The sequence below is a fragment of the Streptomyces sp. NPDC007863 genome (assembly GCF_040633895.1).
GTDB lineage: Bacteria > Actinomycetota > Actinomycetes > Streptomycetales > Streptomycetaceae > Streptomyces.
In genome coordinates this window covers 1-15,661 of the sequence record NZ_JBEYEI010000046.1, presented here as the reverse complement: position 1 = coordinate 15,661, position 15,661 = coordinate 1, and the positions used below count along the sequence as shown (strand labels likewise).

Below are 15,661 nucleotides of genomic sequence, written 5' to 3'. Positions count from 1 at the left end.
GGGGGGGGCCGCCCCGGGGGGGGGGGGCGGACAGTACACACCGGGGGCCCCTGGGCAACGGATGGGGGTGGGGGGGGGGGGGGGGCCGGCCCGGGCCCGCCCCCCACCGCCGGATGCGGTGGGCGCCGGTGCTCCCGCCGTGGGGCGGGGCGGGGTCAGCAGGGGTTGACGTTGATCTTGAAGGTGGACGTGGTGTTCCGGATGTTCTGGGCGTTGTCCTGCGTGCGCAGGCAGGTGAAGGTGACCTCGCCGACGGCCGGTCCCTGGCCGGGCTCGGGCATCTCGTTGGCCCAGATGCCGAAGCCGGACTTCGCGTCGAAGGCGTCGCCGGACTTGCGCGCACCGGTGATGGAGATGTCGGTGAAGACGGTGTCCTTCACCGGGTTCTCGGGCTGGGAGCCGTTGTACTTGGTCTGGAACATGATGCCGCTGTAGGTGGGGTCGACGATGTCCACGTGGCTGACGCGGATGCCCTGGAAGACCTTCGAGGCGGAGAAGATCCAGATGCCGGGGAAGGTCTGGCCGCCCCAGAAGTGGCCGCCGGCCCGGACGATCGAGATGTTCTCGAAGTTCGTCGGGATGGTCCCGAAGCCGTTCATCGGGTAGCCGAAGTCCAGCGACGAGATGGTGATGCCGGAGTAGACGAGGGTGTCGGCGATGTGGATGTTGCGGAAGGTGTTGTTGTAGCCGCCGTAGACCGCGAGGCCCGCGGCCCGCCACGTGAGCGTGGTGGTGAGGTTCTCGTAGACGTTGTTCTTCATGTCCGCGCCGCCGGCGTCGATCGCCGAGAAGAGCGCGAAGCTGTCGTCGCCGGTGGCCCGGGCGTCGTTGTTGGACACCAGGTTGTCGGTGGAGCCGTTGGTCATGTTGACGCCGTCGGCGAACATGTTCCGGATGCGGGAGTTCTTGATCGTCATCCGGTCGGTGTTGGCGCCCCAGTACAGGCAGACCATGTGCTCGTTCCAGATGTCGTCGATGACGATGTCGGCGGTGTTCTGGAAGTCGAAGACCTTGCCCGGGCCGTCGATGCGGGTGACGTAGTTGCCGAAGTAGGCGAAGCCCTTGAAGAGCGAGCCGTTCGCGGTGGCCTCGGCGCGGAAGCCGATGTCCGTGTTGTCCTGCGTGCTCGGCGCGCGGAACTTCGTGTACCACGGGCCGGCGCCGACGACCTTGACCGCCTTGCCGTAGACCTGGAACTTGCTCGACGTCTGGTAGTCGCCGGGCGGCAGGTAGACGCCGACGAGCTTCCCGGTGGTGTCCATGCGGACCTTGTCGAGGGCGTTCTGCACGTCCTGGTGGGTGAAGCCGGCCGGCACCGTGTAGGTGGCGGGGTCGGGGTTCGCGACCGGGGCGACCTGCTCCAGGTCGACGAAGTCGATCGCGTAGTGGGCGGCGGAGTTCGCCGCGTCCTTCTGGAGGCGGATCCTGCTGCCGGCGGGGATGATCTCCCCGAACATCAGGTGCGCCTCGTCGTAGATGTGGCGCGGGGCGCCGGAGCCCGGGTCGTTGCCGGGGCCGGCCTCGGCGCCGTACAGCCAGGCGTACTTCGAGGTGAGCGGCAGCGCCTTCTTGAACACGCCGTCGACGTAGACGTTGATCGTGGTGTCGATGCCGCCGCCGCCCGGGGCGTCCGGGACGGAGAAGCGGGTGACGAGGGTGTTGGTGGCGGCGCGGGTGGTGAACTCGACGTACTCGCCGGTCGCGTCGAGGGTGACGGCCTTGCGGCCGGACGCCTCGCCCGCGACGTCGCCGATGGTCCGGTTGGGGCCGACGACGGCCGCACCGCCGCCCGCGGTGCCGTCCTCCGCCTCGTACGTCGTGTACGGCATGTTCGCGCCGCGTCCGACGAACAGCGGCTGCGACCGGGTGTTGTTCTCGCGCTTGACGGGCAGTTCGTTCGCGTCTCCCGCGATGACCGTCCTGACGGTGTAGGAGCCGTTGGCGGCCGTCCACGTGCCGAGGCTCACCTCGGCCGAGGCTCCCGGCGCCAGCACGCCGCTCTGCGCGCCCGTCAGCGTCTTGACCACGCCGCCCTGCGCGTCGAGGAGTTCGAGGGTCACCGCGCGGTCACCGGCCGCGGTCGGCTCCGTGCCCTGGTTCTTCACCGCGACCTTGAAGGTCACGGCGTCGCCGGCGGCCGGGCTCGACGGGCTGGTCGTCACCGAGGCGGCGAGCAGGTCGGAGCTGGCGACCGGCTTGACCACGAGCGCGGTGGGGCGGGTGTAGGTGTTGTCCGTCTCGTTCTGCTCCAGGACCTCGCCCGCCTCGTCCGCGACGGCGCTGAGCTCGTACGAGCCCGCGGCGCGCACGCCGAGGGAGACGGGGACGGTGGCCTGCTCGCCGGGCGCCAGCGCCGGGGCCTGTCCCGTCGCGACCTTGGTGCCGCCGAGGCGGACGGCGACCTTGCTGGCCGCCGCGGGCGCGGCGCCGGCGTTGCGGACGACGGCGGAGACGGTGATCTCGTCGTCCTCCTCGGGCGCGGCGGGTGTCGCGGTGAGGCCGGTGACGGTGAGGTCGGGGTTGGGCGCGGGCACGCCGACCACCTGGAACTCGGCGATCTGGCCGCCGGGGGCACCGGTGTTCGCCGTGAACCTGAGCCGGACGTCCGCGAGCCGCGCGGTCAGCGGGATGGTGACCGTGTTGCCGCTCGCGGGGTCGAAGGAGTAGCCCTTGGCCGCGATCTTGCTGGTGAATCCGGTGGCGCTCTGCTCGCGGCCGAGGACCTCGATGGTCTGGTTGCGGGCCTGCCAGGCCTGGGCCGGGTCGAGCTTCAGCACGAGCTTGTCGAGGTCGGCGTTGGCGCCGAGCTTGACGGTGAGGGTCTGGGGGTAGGCGCCGCCCCCGCCCTCCCAGTAGGTGGCGGTGTCGTTGTCGTTGGCGTTCGCCGCGGCGAAGCCGCCCGTGGTCGAGGACGCCTCGATGGGCTTGCCGACGGAGAGGTTGGAGCCGTTCCCGCCGCTGCCGTTCCGCGTGACGGCGGCCGAGGCGATGGACGTGTTGCCCGCCGCGTCCTTGGCGACCACGTGGTAGGTGACGGTGGCGCTCGCCGGCTGGGTGTCGGTGTAGGTGGTGACGTCGCCCGCGACGCTGCCGCGCAGGACGTTGTTCGCGTAGACGTCGTACGCGGTGACGCCGCGGTTGTCGGTGGCGGCGGTCCAGGTCAGCCTCACCTGGCCGCTCGCGGGCTCGGTGTATCCGAGGTTCGCGGGGGCGGTGGGGGCCTGGGTGTCGCCGCCGTCGCCGGTACGGGTGACGGTGTTGCTGTCCCCGGACTGGTTGCCGGCCGCGTCCTTGGCCCGGACCCGGTAGGAGACGGTCTGGTCGGCCGGCCGGTTGTCCGTGAAGCTCGTGACGTCGCCCGCGACGGAGGTCAGCAGGACGTTGTTGGCGTAGATGTCGTAACCGGACACGCCCACGTTGTCGGTGGAGGCGTTCCAGGTGAGCTTGATCTGCCCGGTCGCGGGCTGGGTGTAGGCCAGGTTCGCGGGGGCGGACGGTGCCTGGGTGTCGCCCGTGGACGGGCCGTACACCTCCAGCTCCGCTATCTGGGCGGCGGGCTGCGCGGTGTTCGCCGTCACCAGGACCCGCACGTACCGGGTGGTGGTGGAGTCCAGGCTGATCGTCGCGGTGTTGTCGTTGCCCGCGTCGAAGGCGTACGCCCGGGAGGCCGACAGGTCCGTGAAGTCGCTGCCGTTGGTGCTGCCCTGGATCTTCAGGGTCTGGCTGCGGGCGCCCCAGCCGGCCGGCAGCTTGAGGACGACCCGGTTCACCGCCACCGAGGCGCCGAGGTCGGCCTGGAGCCACTGCGGCAGGGCGTTGTTGGTGCTCTCCCAGTAGCTGGACCGGTTGCCGTCGTTGGCGTGGGGGGCCGCGTACACCTCGGTGTGGCTGCTGGCGGTGAGGGTCTTGCCCGCGGCGAGGTTCGCGGAGGAGCCTTCGGCCGCGTGCACCTCCAGCTCGGAGAGCTGGGCGGCCTGCCAGCCGGTGTTGGCGGTGACGTTCACCCGGACGAAGCGGGTCAGCGTGGCCGGGAAGGCGACGGTGACGGTGTTGGCCGATCCGGGACTGAAGGTGTAGGCGGCCGAGGCCTTCAGCGTGGTGAAGCTGGTGCCGTCGGCACTGCCCTGGACGGACAGGGTCTGGTTCCGGGTCTCCCAGCCGGCGGGCAGTTTCAGGACCACCTCGTCGACGCGGGTGGCGGTGCCGAGGTCGGCCTGCACCCACTGGGGCAGGGAGCCGCCGGCACTCTCCCAGTACGTTCCCTGGTCGCCGTCGGTGATGTTGCCGGCGCCGTAGCCGGCCTGGGCACTGCCGGCGGAGGCCGTGTCGCCGAGCGCGACGTTGGGTCCGCCGGCGGCGTGGGCGGCCATCAGGGGGCCGCCCAGGGCCAGCAGGCTCGTCGCGATCGCGGCGCTCAGGCACCGTGACCGCCAGGTGGGGGTTCTCATCGTTCCTCGCTTCTCGGGGGAGGGGGCGGCGGGGACGCGCGGGTGCGGAGCCGGGCGTCCCCGCCGGGGGAAGGGCGTCAGCCCTGGTCGAAGACGAACTGCGTGCCGGGCTGCGAGCAGATGTCGCCCTTGGCGGAGTTCGTGACGGTGACGTTCGTCAGCGTGGCGCTGCCGCGCGCTCCGCCCATCGCGAGGATTCCGCAGCCGTTGAGCGACTTGTCGATCTTCACGTTCGTGACCTTGACGTTCGGCATGGCGCCGCCGCCGGTCTTGAACTGGATGCCGTCGTAGGTCGACTCGTGGATCTCGGTGTCCCGGATGGTGACGCCGGGGATGTCGGGACCCTGGGCGAAGAGGGTGATCGCGCCGAACTCCTGGTCCTCGTTCCAGAACGCTCCGCCGGTGCGGTACAGGGCGTTGTTGGCGATCAGGGTCTGGCCGGAGAAGGGCAGCGGGTCGTGGTCGGTGGCCAGCATGATCCCCGGGTAGTTCATGGTGTCGGAGACCACGTTGTTCTCGATGGTGTTGCCGTAACCGCCGTAGACGGCGATGCCGTTGGCCCGCCAGGGCAGCTGGACGGTGTTGTTGCGGAAGTGGTTGTCGTGGCCGACGTCGACCGAGGTGTCCTTGACGTACTTGCTCGCCCACACGGCGAGGGCGTCGTCGCCGGTGTTGCGGAAGGACGAGTTGTAGACGGTGGAGTTGCGGGTGCCGTTGGCGAAGTTGATGCCGTCGGCGTAGGTGTTGCGGATCCGCATGCCGGTGAACTCCAGGCCGTCGCCCGGTCCCCACAGCTCGGGGATGTTGGCGTAGTCGCGGCCCGCCCAGACGCCGACGTTGGCGTGCTCGATCCAGACGTTGCCGATCTTCGTGTTCTTGCCGAAGCGTCCGTTGAGGCCGACGCCGCCCTCTTCCTGGGCGTTGTTGCCGCGGATGGTGCCGGAGCCGAAGATGGCGAGGTCCGAGATCTTGGTGTTGTCGTCGATGTCGAAGCCGAAGTTGCCCTCGTGCGGGTGGTTGATCCCGTTGGCGAGGTGCGGCGGGGTCAGCGTGTAGAGCTGCGAGTGCCACATGCCGGCGCCGCGGATCGTGACGTCACGGATGCCGACCTGGTTGTGCGTGCCCCGGTTGAGCGGGTCGTCGGTGAGGATCTTCTGCTCCTGGCGCCACTGGCCCGCCGGGATCCAGACGCAGGGGATGTCGCCCTTCTGGTCGGCGGTGACGGCGCGCTGGAGGGCGTCGGTGTCGTCGATGCCGTCGTTGGGGACCGCCCCGTACTCGGTGATCGAGACGCACTCGGCGGGCTTCGCGGCCGGCGGGGCGACCTGCTCCAGGTCGATCAGGTCGACGATGTAGAAGGCCGCGGTGTCGCCCGCGTCCCGCTGGAGCCGGAACGTGGTGCCGGCCGGGTAGGACTGGGTCAGCAGGGCGTTGGACTCGTCGAAGAGGCGCCGCGCGTCACCGCCGGGGGTGTTGACGAGGCCCTCCGGCTGGTCCGTGGTGCCGTAGAGCCAGCTGTGCTTGGAGGAGAGCGTCAGCTTGCGCACGAACTGCCCGTCGGCGTAGAGGCTCAGCGTGGCCTCCTGGCCGCCGCCGCCCGGGGCGTCCGGTATCGAGTTCCGCACGACGATCGAGTTGGCGGCGTTCGTGGAGGTGAACTCCACGTAGTCGCCCTGCGCGTTGAGGCGCACCGACTCGCGGCCCGAGGACTCGGAGGCGAAGTTGGTGTGGCCGAACGGGCGGGTGGAGTCGGTGTACAGGAGCGTGCCGCGGTAGGCGGCGTCCTCAGCCTCGTACTCCGTGTAGGGCACGGCGGCCCCGCGCCCCACGACCATCGAGCGGGAGAAGACGTTGTTGTTCTCGTTCGTCTCGGTGACGGTGCTCGTGGCGTCGGTGGTCGCGGTCAGCGTGACGCCGCCGTCGGTGGCCGTCCAGGTGCCGGTCAGCGCGACCTCGGCCGTCTCCCCGGCGGCGATGGCCGGAGTCGTGCCGTTCAGGGTGGTGGAGCCGACCGTGAGCCGCGTGACGCTGCCGGCCGGGACGGCGGAGGTGCCGCGGTTCTTGACGGCGACCCTGAAGGAGACGGGCGCGCCGGCCGCGGGGGTGCCCGGGCTGGAGGTGATGCCGGTGACCGTCAGGTCGGGACCCGGGGTCTGGGTGACGTTCAACTTGGCCGTCGCGGTACGGCTGTTGTTGCCGTTGTCGAGCTCGGGGACGGTGTCGGTCGGGTCGACGGCGGCCGAGACGGTGTAGGAACCCATCGGGCGCTTGCCGAGGGGGACGTTCACGGTCGTCGACTGGCCGGCGGCGAGCGCGGGGACAGCGGCGGATCCGGCGACGGTGCCCTCGGCGCTGACGTTCACCGTCGTCGCCGGGGCCGCGGCGGTGCCGGCGTTGCGGACCGTGACCTTGGCGGTGACGGCGTCGGCCTCGGACGGGGTGGCCGGTTCCCAGGTGAGCTCGTTGACGACGAAGTCGGGAGCCGGGGCGGCCGTGCCGAGGACCTGGATCTCCGCGACCTGCGTGCCGGGGGCGCCGTTGTTGGAGAAGCCGGTCAGGCGGAGGTCCGAGACGCGGCCGGTGACCGGGATGGTGACGGTGTTCTGGCCCGAGGACGGGCTGAAGGCGTAGTCGGCGCGCGCCTTCAGGGTGGTGAAGCCCGTGGCGTCGGAGGCCCGGCCGAGCACTTCGAAGGACTGGGTGCGCGGGCCCCAGGCGGAGTCCGGGTTCAGCTTGACGACGACGCCGGTGACGTCCGCGTCGGAGCCCAGCTTGACGGTCAGTGAGGCGGGGAAGCCGGCGGACTCCCAGTAGGTGGACGTGTTGTCGTCGTTGGCGTTGCCCGCCGTGTAGTTCTGGGTCGTGGAGGTGGCCTCGACGGGCTTGCCGCGGGCCAGGTTCGTGCCGGTGACCGGCGGCGGGTCGCCCGGGTCCTCGCCGCCTCCGGTCTCGCCGTAGACCTCCAGTTCGGAGAGCTGGGCGGCGTTCCAGGCGGTGTTGGAGCCCACCTGGACGCGGACGAACCGGGCGGTGGCCGACGGGAGGTCGATGTTCACCGTGTTGGCGGCGGAGGGGTCGAACGCCCGCGCCTGGGCGGCGGTGAGGGTGCTGAAGGTCGTGCCGTCGGTGCTGCCGAGGACGGCGAGGGACTGGTTGCGCGCCTCCCAGCCGGTCGGCAGCTTGAGCGCGAGCCGGTCGAGGTCCACCTGGGTGCCCAGGTCGACCTGCACCCACTGCGGGAAGGAGCCCAACGGGCCTTCCCAGTACGACTGCTGGCTTCCGTCGCTGACGTGGGACGCCGGGTAGCCGCCGTTGGCGCCTCCGGCCGTCGCGGCTCGGCCGAGCGCGAGGTTGGTGTCCGCCGCGGCCTGCGCGGGGACGGGGAGCAGCCCTACGGAGATCAGGCCCGCTGTCAGCAGACCGACCCCCAACCGCCTGCTCGGATGTGTGCCTCTCATGGTGACCTCTCCGCGATGCGGGCAGGGCCCGTGGTCCGTCGTCGTCCGGAACAGCCCCTGTCGGGTGGCGCACAGGAGGCCGGGAGGAGTTCGGCAGGATCACGCGCTCTGGGACCCGTCATGACTCCGACAAGGATCGAAAGGCGGCTGGCCGTGTTCTTGAGTAACCCTGTGGCTCATTTGCGCCGCCAGCCCGCAAGGTTTCTACTGGATGACGCCTTTGTCAACGGGTCTCGTCCGAATGCGGACAGCCGACGCCTCACGGAAACGCCGACGGCACCGGTATCGCGCCGCTCAGTGCGGAATACCGGTGCCGTCAGGGCCTTACTGTTCAGTTATCGGGCATGTCACGGGGAGAAGGAACCGGGCGGGCGCCCCGGGGATCAACGCGTCGGCGGAGGGGCCGTCGAGCCGCGGACCACGAGCTCCGGTTCGAAGAGCAGCTCCCCCAGGTGGTGCTGGGTGCCCTGGATCTGGGCGATCAGCAGGTCCACCGCGGCGCGCCCCATCGCCTCGATGGGCTGACGCACCGTCGACAGGGGCGGTTCGGTGACGGTCATGAAGGCGGAGTCGTCGAAGCCGACGACCGAGACGTCCGCGGGCACGGAGAGGCCGCGCCGCCGGGCGGCCCTGATCGCGCCCAGCGCCAGCGGGTCGCTGCCGCAGACGATGCCGGTGACGCCGCGGCCGAGCAGGCGCGTCGCCGCGGCCTGCCCGCCCTCCAGGGAGAAGACGGAGCGCTCACAGAACGCGTCGTCCCAGGTCAGGCCCGCGGCCGCGGCCGCCACGCGGGCCGCTTCCAGCTTGCGGCGGGACGGCACGTGGTCCTCGGGCCCCAGGACGAGCCCGATGCTCTCGTGGCCGAGGGACGCGAGGTGGCGCCACGCCTGCTCGATCGCGACGGCGTCGTCGCACGCGACGCAGGGGAAGTCGAGCCCTTCTATGGAGGCGTTGACGAGGACGACCGGGATGTTGCGCTCCGCCAGCCGGTAGTAGTGCTCGTGCGGCGCGTCCGCCTGGGCGAACAGTCCGCCGGCGAAGACCACGCCGGACACCTGCTGCTGGAGCAGCAGTTCCACGTAGTCTGCCTCGGAGACGCCGCCCTTGGTCTGGGTGCAGAGGACCGGGGTCAGCCCCTGTTGGGCGAGCGCACCGCCGATGACCTCGGCGAAGGCCGGGAAGATGGGGTTCTGGAGCTCCGGGAGGACGAGGCCGACGAGTCGGGCCCGCTCGCCGCGGAGCTGGGTCGGCCGCTCGTAGCCGAGCACGTCGAGCGCCGTCAGCACGGACTGCCGGGTCGCCTCGGAGACCCCGGGCTTGCCGTTGAGGACACGGCTCACCGTGGCCTCGCTGACCCCCACCTTCTTCGCCACCTGAGCAAGTCGTCGCGTCATGAACGCAACTCTAGCGCAATTTATGCAAAGGGATTGCGTTCATCGGGCCTTTTCAGCAAGCCGACTTGCGCGCTCGACGCATCCTCTCTCAGGACCAGGGCGCGGGGGCCGGGGGTGCGACGACCGGCGGCCGGTCGTCGCACGTGAGGGTGTTGGGGAGCAGCCAGGGGGCGAGCCAGCCCCCGTCGTTGCCGCCGCGGTCGGCGAGGGCGAACTCGGAGCCGGTGGCCGGGAAGCCGAACGCGCCGCAGTTGTTCACGCCGACGGCCCCGACGTTGCGGGCGTCGACGTTCTCGAAGGTGGCGGAGCCCTTCGTGCGGGCGCTGACGACGGAGTTGCCCGTGCCGTCGACGCGGATGTCCTTGAAGTGGACCGACGGGATGGAGAAGCGGTCCTTCACTCCGTACTCGCTGACCAGCATGATCGCGTTGTGGGTGGAGTCGAGGTAGTGGTCGCCGGTGACCCGCACGTCGGCGTCGATCGAGCCGTCGAGGGCGTAGAACCAGAGCGCGCCGAGGCCGATCCGCCAGTTGAGGTCGAGGGTGCCGGCGCGGACGGTGGTGTTGTCGGTGAACCGCAGCGTGCCGGTGAAGGGTTCGGCGCCGAAGCGGGCGCCGGCGTGGAGTCCGCTTCCCTCGCGCACGGGGTCGGCGACGAGGTTGCCGCTGACGGTGGTGTCCTCCCCGCCGTAGACGGCGATGCCGTTGGCGAGGGTGGGCGACTGGACGGTGTTGCGGGCAAGGGTGTTGCGGGCGTCGGCGGTCTTCTCGGACCAGAGGGCGATGCCGTCGTCGCCGGTGTTGCGGACGAAGTTGTTCCGGACCAGGGAGTCCGTGACGCCGGTGTGGAAGTTCAGGGCGTCGGCGATCTGGTCGGTGATGACGTTGTTCGTGACCTTCACGTTCCGCATCGGGCCGTCGAACCAGAGGCCGACCTTGGTGTGGCGCAGGTGGAGGCCGTCGATGGTGGAGTCGCTCATGGCGCCGCCGATGGCGTTGACCTGGTCGGTGTCGATCCGCTCGCGGACGTCGCCCTCGATCGCGAAGCCGCGCAGGTGGACGTTGCGGCTGCCGCCCTCGGCGGCGGGCTTGCCGTAGAGGCCGACGCCTGTGTGACGGGAACCGTCGGGCGCGGGCTCGGCGAGGGTCGTTTGACGGCCCTTGAGGACGGTGTGCCAGTTGCCGGCGCCGACGATCGTGACGTCGTCGACCTCGATGTGCCGGTCGACGCGGAAGGTGCCCGGCGGCAGGTAGACGGGCCGGCCGAGGCGGCGGGCGAGGACGATGGCCCGCTCGATCGCGGGGGCGGCGTCCCGGCGGCCGCTCGGGTCGGCACCCAGGAGCCGTACGTCGATCCCCCCGTGTTCGACGTGCGGCGGGGCGACCAGTTCGGTGTCGAGGAGGTCGATCACGGTCCAGGCGGCGGGGCTGCCGGCCGGCACCGTGAGCCGTACCGTCTCCCCCGCCCGGAAGGTCCTGCCGAGGCGCAGGCGCTGCTCGTCGTAGAAGTGGGTGGGCCGGAAGGGCTTGTCGAGGACGGGCGCGGGCGTGGTGGCGGCCGGAACGCAGGCGCACTCGGCGAGCCACCAGTCCGGGTGGAGCAGGTCGGCGCCGGGGTCGTTGGTGAACGGGTACTGGTTGTAGAGCCAGGAGTACTGCGAGGTCAGCGTCATCGTCCCGCGGTGGCGGCCGTCGACGGTGACGTCCAGGGGCGCGGTGATGCCGCCGCCCCCGGCCGCGTCCGGGATGCTGTAGCGGACGGTGAGGGCGTTCGCCGCGCGGGGCAGGGTGAACTCGACGTACTGGCCGGGGACGAGACGGACCGCCTTCCGCCCGGAGGCCTCCGAGGGGAGGGCGTACGGGGTGCGGTCCGGCCCGATGACGGTGCCGGTGGTACGGGCGTTCTCCGCCTCCTGTTCGTCGAAGGCCACGTCGGCGCCCCGGCCGGCCACGAGCGCCGGGTCGAGGCCGGCGCGGGTGACCACGGGAGCCGAGGCCGCCGACGGTCCGGCGGTCGAGGCGGTCGGGGCGGTCGAGGCGGTCGCCGTGGTGACGGCCGCCTGCCCGAGACAGAGGAGGGCGCAGGCGACGGCGGTGGTCCTGGCACCGGCGCGGACGCGTGGACGGACACGGCTGGGGATCATAGGGGCTCGCTTCTCGGACGGTGCGGACCCGCGGCGAGCGGCTTCGCCGCGGTGGTCGTGCGGAGGGCGTGTCCGCGGAGGACGCGTGTGCGCCCGCCGCGCGGAAGCCCCGTTCCCGGCCCCCCACGGAACGGGAACGGGGCTTCCGTCATGGCCGGGTGTCAGGTCCCGGCCTCGGCCACCGTGCGGCGCGGCCGACGGAGTCGGCGCTGGGCGGCCCGGCCGCACGGTGGGGTCTTGCCGCGGACCACGGTCAGGCGCGCAGCCAGACGGCCGTGTCCGGCGGGAGGGTGCCGGCCGGGTCCAGGGGGCCGCTGGCGAGCAGCAGGGTGTGGTGGGCGGGGAGGTCCACGGGGCCGGCGGAGAGGTTGACGACGCAGGTCAGGCCGGAGTCGCGGGTGAAGGCGAGGACGCCGTCGGGGGCCGGCAGCCAGCTGAGCGTGCCGTCGCCGAAGCCGGGTTCGGTACGGCGCAGGGCGAGGGCGGCGCGGTAGAGGGTGAGCATGGAGTCGGGGTCGGCGCTCTGCCGGTCGACGGCGTAGCGGGCCCAGTCGGCGGGCTGCGGGAGCCAGGGGTCCGTACCGTTGCCGAAGCCGTACGAGGGTGCCTCGGCCTCCCAGGGGAGGGGGATGCGGCAGCCGTCGCGGCCGGGGTCGGTGCCGCCGGAGCGGAAGTGCATGGGGTCCTGGATGCGGTCCAGCGGGATGTCGGCCTCGGGAAGGCCCAGTTCCTCGCCCTGGTAGAGGTAGACGGAGCCGGGGAGGGCGAGGGTGAGCAGGGCGGCGGCGCGGGCGCGGCGGGTGCCGAGCTCCAGGTCGGCGGGGGTGCCGAACCGCTTGGCGGCGAAGTCGAAGGCGGTGTCGGCGCGGCCGTAGCGGGTGGCGGTGCGGGTGACGTCGTGGTTGCAGAGCACCCAGGTGGCGGGGGCGTGGACGGGGGCGTGTTCGGCGAGGGTGGAGTCGATGGTGCGGCGCAGCCGGTCCGGCTCCCAGGGGCAGGCGAGGAAGTTGAAGTTGAAGGCGGTGTGCAGTTCGTCGGGGCGGAGGTAGCGGGCGAAGCGCTCGGCGTCGGGGAGCCAGACCTCGCCGACGAAGACGCCGCCGTACTCGTCGGCTATCGCCCGCCAGGAACGGTAGATGTCGTGGATCTCGTCGAGGTCGATGTACGGGTGGGGGTCGACGCCCTCGGTGAAGTCGCGGAGCCCGGGGTCCTTGGCGAGGAGCGCGGCGGAGTCGATGCGGACGCCGGCGACGCCGCGTTCGAACCAGAAGCGGAGGACCTCCTCGTGTTCGCGGCGGACGTCGGGGTGGGCCCAGTTGAGGTCGGGCTGTTCGGGGGTGAAGAGGTGGAGGTACCACTCGCCGTCGGGGACGCGGGTCCAGGTGGAGCCGGAGAACTGGGACGGCCAGTCGTTGGGCGGGAGTTCGCCGTTCTCGCCGCGGCCGGGCCGGAAGTGGAAGCGGGCGCGTTCGGGGCTGCCGGGGCCGGCGGCGAGGGCCTCGCGGAACCAGGCGTGCCGGTCGGAGACGTGGTTGGGGACGATGTCGACGATGACGCGCAGGCCGAGCGCGGCGGCCTCGGCGATGAGCTTCTCGGCCTCGTCGAGGGTGCCGAAGGAGGGGTCGATGGCCCGGTAGTCGGCGACGTCGTAGCCGCCGTCGACCATCGGGGAGGCGTACCAGGGGGTGAACCAGACGGCGTCGACGCCGAGTCCGGCGAGGTGGGGCAGTCTCGCCCGGACGCCCGCGAGGTCACCGGTGCCGTCGCCGTCGCCGTCGGCGAAGCTGCGCGGGTACACCTGGTAGATGACGGCGTCGCGCCACCAGTCGGCGGTGCGGGTCGGGATGGGGGCTGCCACGGAACGGTCCTTTCGGGCAGGAAGGCAGGGAGGGGTACTCCGCCGCCGTCCCGGAGTGCGGGACGGGATGGGCCCGGGACGGCGGCGAAGGCTCGGGGCGGGGCGGGGCGCTCGTCAGCCCTTGAGGCTGCCGGCGGTGAGACCGCCCATGATGTTGCGCTGGAAGATCAGGAAGACGATCAGCGTGGGGAGGGAGGCGATGGTGAGCGCGGCGATGAGGACGTTGACCGGGACCCCGTTGGAGAGCGAGTAGATGCCCACGTTGAGGGTCTGCTTCGCCGGATCGGGCAGGGTCAGCATCGGCCACAGGAAGTCCTTCCAGACCCCGACGACCGCGAAGATCGACACCACGCCGAGGATCGGGCGGGAGATCGGCAGGACGATCGACCAGAGGATCCTCGTCGGGCTCGCGCCGTCCATGGACGCGGCGTCGAGGAGTTCCTTGGGGATCGAGTCGAAGAACCGCTTCAGCAGGAAGATGTTGAACGCGTTGGTGACGGACGGCAGCCAGATCGCCCACGGGGAGTTCAGCAGGTTCCGCTCGACGATCGGCACGTCGAGGACCGTGAGGTACTGCGGGACGACGAGGACGGTCGCCGGGATCATCAGGGTGGCGAGCATCATGCCGAGGATCGCCTTGCCGAGCACCGGACGCAGCTTGGAGAGCGAGTACGCCGCCGCCACGTCGAGGATCAGCTGGAAGGCGAGCGCGCCGAAGGCGTAGTAGAAGGTGTTGAGGAGGAGGGAGGAGAGGTCCATGACCTCCCAGGCCCGGCTGTAGTTCTCCGGGGTGAAGCTCTCCGGCACCAGCGTGGGCGGGGTCCGGACGACCTCCTGGGTGTCCTTGAACCCGCTGGAGATCAGCCAGTACAGCGGGCCGAGGAACACCAGGGTGAAGCCGCCGGTGACCAGGGCGAAGGCGCTCCAATACAGGCGCTTGCCGCGGCGCTTGGCGAGCACGGCCGGTGAGATGAGCGTACGTGTGGACATGCTGGGCTCCCGGTCCTACTCTTCCTCGGCGCGGCTGAGCTTGACGTACGCGGCCGAGAACCCGGCGAGCAGTACGAGCAGGAGCAGGCCGAGGGCCGCCGCGGCACCGTAGTTGTTGAAGTTGAAGGCGTACTGGTAGATGAGGTAGACGACCGTGGTCGTGGACCCCTCCGGGCCGGCGCCGCCGGTGAGCAGGAACGGCTCGACGAACACCTGCATGGTCGCGATGATCTGCATCAGCAGCATCAGCGAGAGGATCAGGCGCGTCTGCGGGATCGTCACGTGCCAGATCTTGCGGAAGAGGCCGGCGCCGTCGAGCTCGGCCGCCTCGTACAGCTCGCCGGGGATGCCCTGGAGCGCGGCGAGGTAGATCAGGGTGGCGCCGCCCATGTTCATCCACGTCGAGGCGATGACGAGGGAGAACATCGCGATGTCGGCGCCCTGGAGCCACTGTTGCCCGGGCAGGTGGAGGAAGCCGAGCAGCTCGTTGAGGAGGCCGTATCCGGGGTCGTACAGGTACTGGAAGAGGAGGACGGCGGCGACCGGCGGCAGCATCACGGGCAGGTAGACGAGGAGCCGGAGGTACCCCTTGCCGTGCCGGAACTCGTTGATCGTGATCGCCAGGGCGAAGGGGACCAGGAAGCCGAGCACGAGGGCGAGGGCGGTGTACCAGAGGGTGTTGCCCCAGGCCTGCCAGAAGGCCGGATCGTTGAAGACGGTGCGGAAGTTGTCCAGGCCGACCCAGACGGACTCGCCGCTCTCGGTCTTCTGGAAGGCCAGGAGGAACTCCCTGACCATCGGGTACCAGGAGAACAGGGCGAAACAGACGACGGCACCGATGAGGAAACCGTGGGCCGTCAGATTGCGCCGCAGGCTCTTGGCGAAGGCGCCGCCGGGGGCCGCGGGCCCCTCCGGGCGCGGCTCGGGGTGGCGGGGACGCCCCGCCTTGGTCGGGGTCAGGCCGGGGGCCGACATGCGTGCTCCTTGGTACGGGACTGCCGTGTCCGCTGGCGGGCTGGGAGGCCGGACGGGGCGGACGGTCGTCGCGTCCGCCCCTCCCGGTGCCGTCACTGGTTGGCCAGGACCTGGTTGACCTGGGTCTCCGCGGTGGACAGGAGCTTGTCGACGTCGGCGTCCTCGTTCGTCAGGACGCCCGACATCACGTTGTCGAGGATCTTGTAGATCTCCTGGGCCTTCGGCGGCTCGGCCTTGCCCTGGACGGGGTTGTCCATGAAGGTCTTGAAGTTCGCGACCGGCATGGTGGCGTGCTCCACGCGGGCCGCGTCGTCCTTCGACTTCGAGCGGTTCAGCCAGAAGTTGGGCTGGGGGATGCCGACCGGGAGCTTGTCGGCCTTGGTGCGGGCCCAGTC

7 protein-coding genes and 1 pseudogene are annotated in these 15,661 nt (G+C 71.1%); all 8 read right to left on the bottom strand.

Going from position 1 to position 15,661, the window contains the following annotated elements:
- Positions 1-155: 155 nt before the first annotated feature.
- Entirely contained in the window at positions 156-4,448 is a 4,293-nt protein-coding gene (locus ABZ621_RS37240; protein ID WP_360611557.1) for a discoidin domain-containing protein, read from the bottom strand.
- A 77-nt stretch (positions 4,449-4,525) separates the two neighbouring features.
- A complete protein-coding gene (locus ABZ621_RS37235; protein ID WP_360611555.1) occupies positions 4,526-7,906 on the bottom strand; it encodes a CARDB domain-containing protein in 3,381 nt (1,126 codons plus the stop codon).
- 383 nt (positions 7,907-8,289) lie between these two features.
- Positions 8,290-9,300, bottom strand: a complete 1,011-nt coding sequence (locus ABZ621_RS37230; RefSeq protein WP_360611553.1) for a LacI family DNA-binding transcriptional regulator — start codon at positions 9,298-9,300, stop codon at positions 8,290-8,292.
- An 88-nt stretch (positions 9,301-9,388) separates the two neighbouring features.
- Positions 9,389-11,443, bottom strand: coding sequence for a glycosyl hydrolase family 28-related protein (locus ABZ621_RS37225; protein WP_360611551.1), 2,055 nt, complete (start codon positions 11,441-11,443; stop codon positions 9,389-9,391).
- Between the two features lie 253 nt (positions 11,444-11,696).
- Entirely contained in the window at positions 11,697-13,301 is a 1,605-nt protein-coding gene (locus ABZ621_RS37220; protein ID WP_360611549.1) for a glycoside hydrolase family 13 protein, read from the bottom strand.
- A gap of 114 nt (positions 13,302-13,415) precedes the next feature.
- A complete protein-coding gene (locus ABZ621_RS37215; protein WP_360611547.1) occupies positions 13,416-14,291 on the bottom strand; it encodes a carbohydrate ABC transporter permease in 876 nt (291 codons plus the stop codon).
- A gap of 15 nt (positions 14,292-14,306) precedes the next feature.
- Positions 14,307-15,266 carry a sugar ABC transporter permease gene (locus ABZ621_RS37210; RefSeq protein ID WP_360611546.1) on the bottom strand — a complete coding sequence of 320 codons (960 nt, stop codon included), beginning with the start codon at positions 15,264-15,266 and terminating at the stop codon, positions 14,307-14,309.
- Between the two features lie 92 nt (positions 15,267-15,358).
- Positions 15,359-15,661 (bottom strand): annotated as a pseudogene (locus tag ABZ621_RS37205) (sugar ABC transporter substrate-binding protein); the annotation flags it as partial.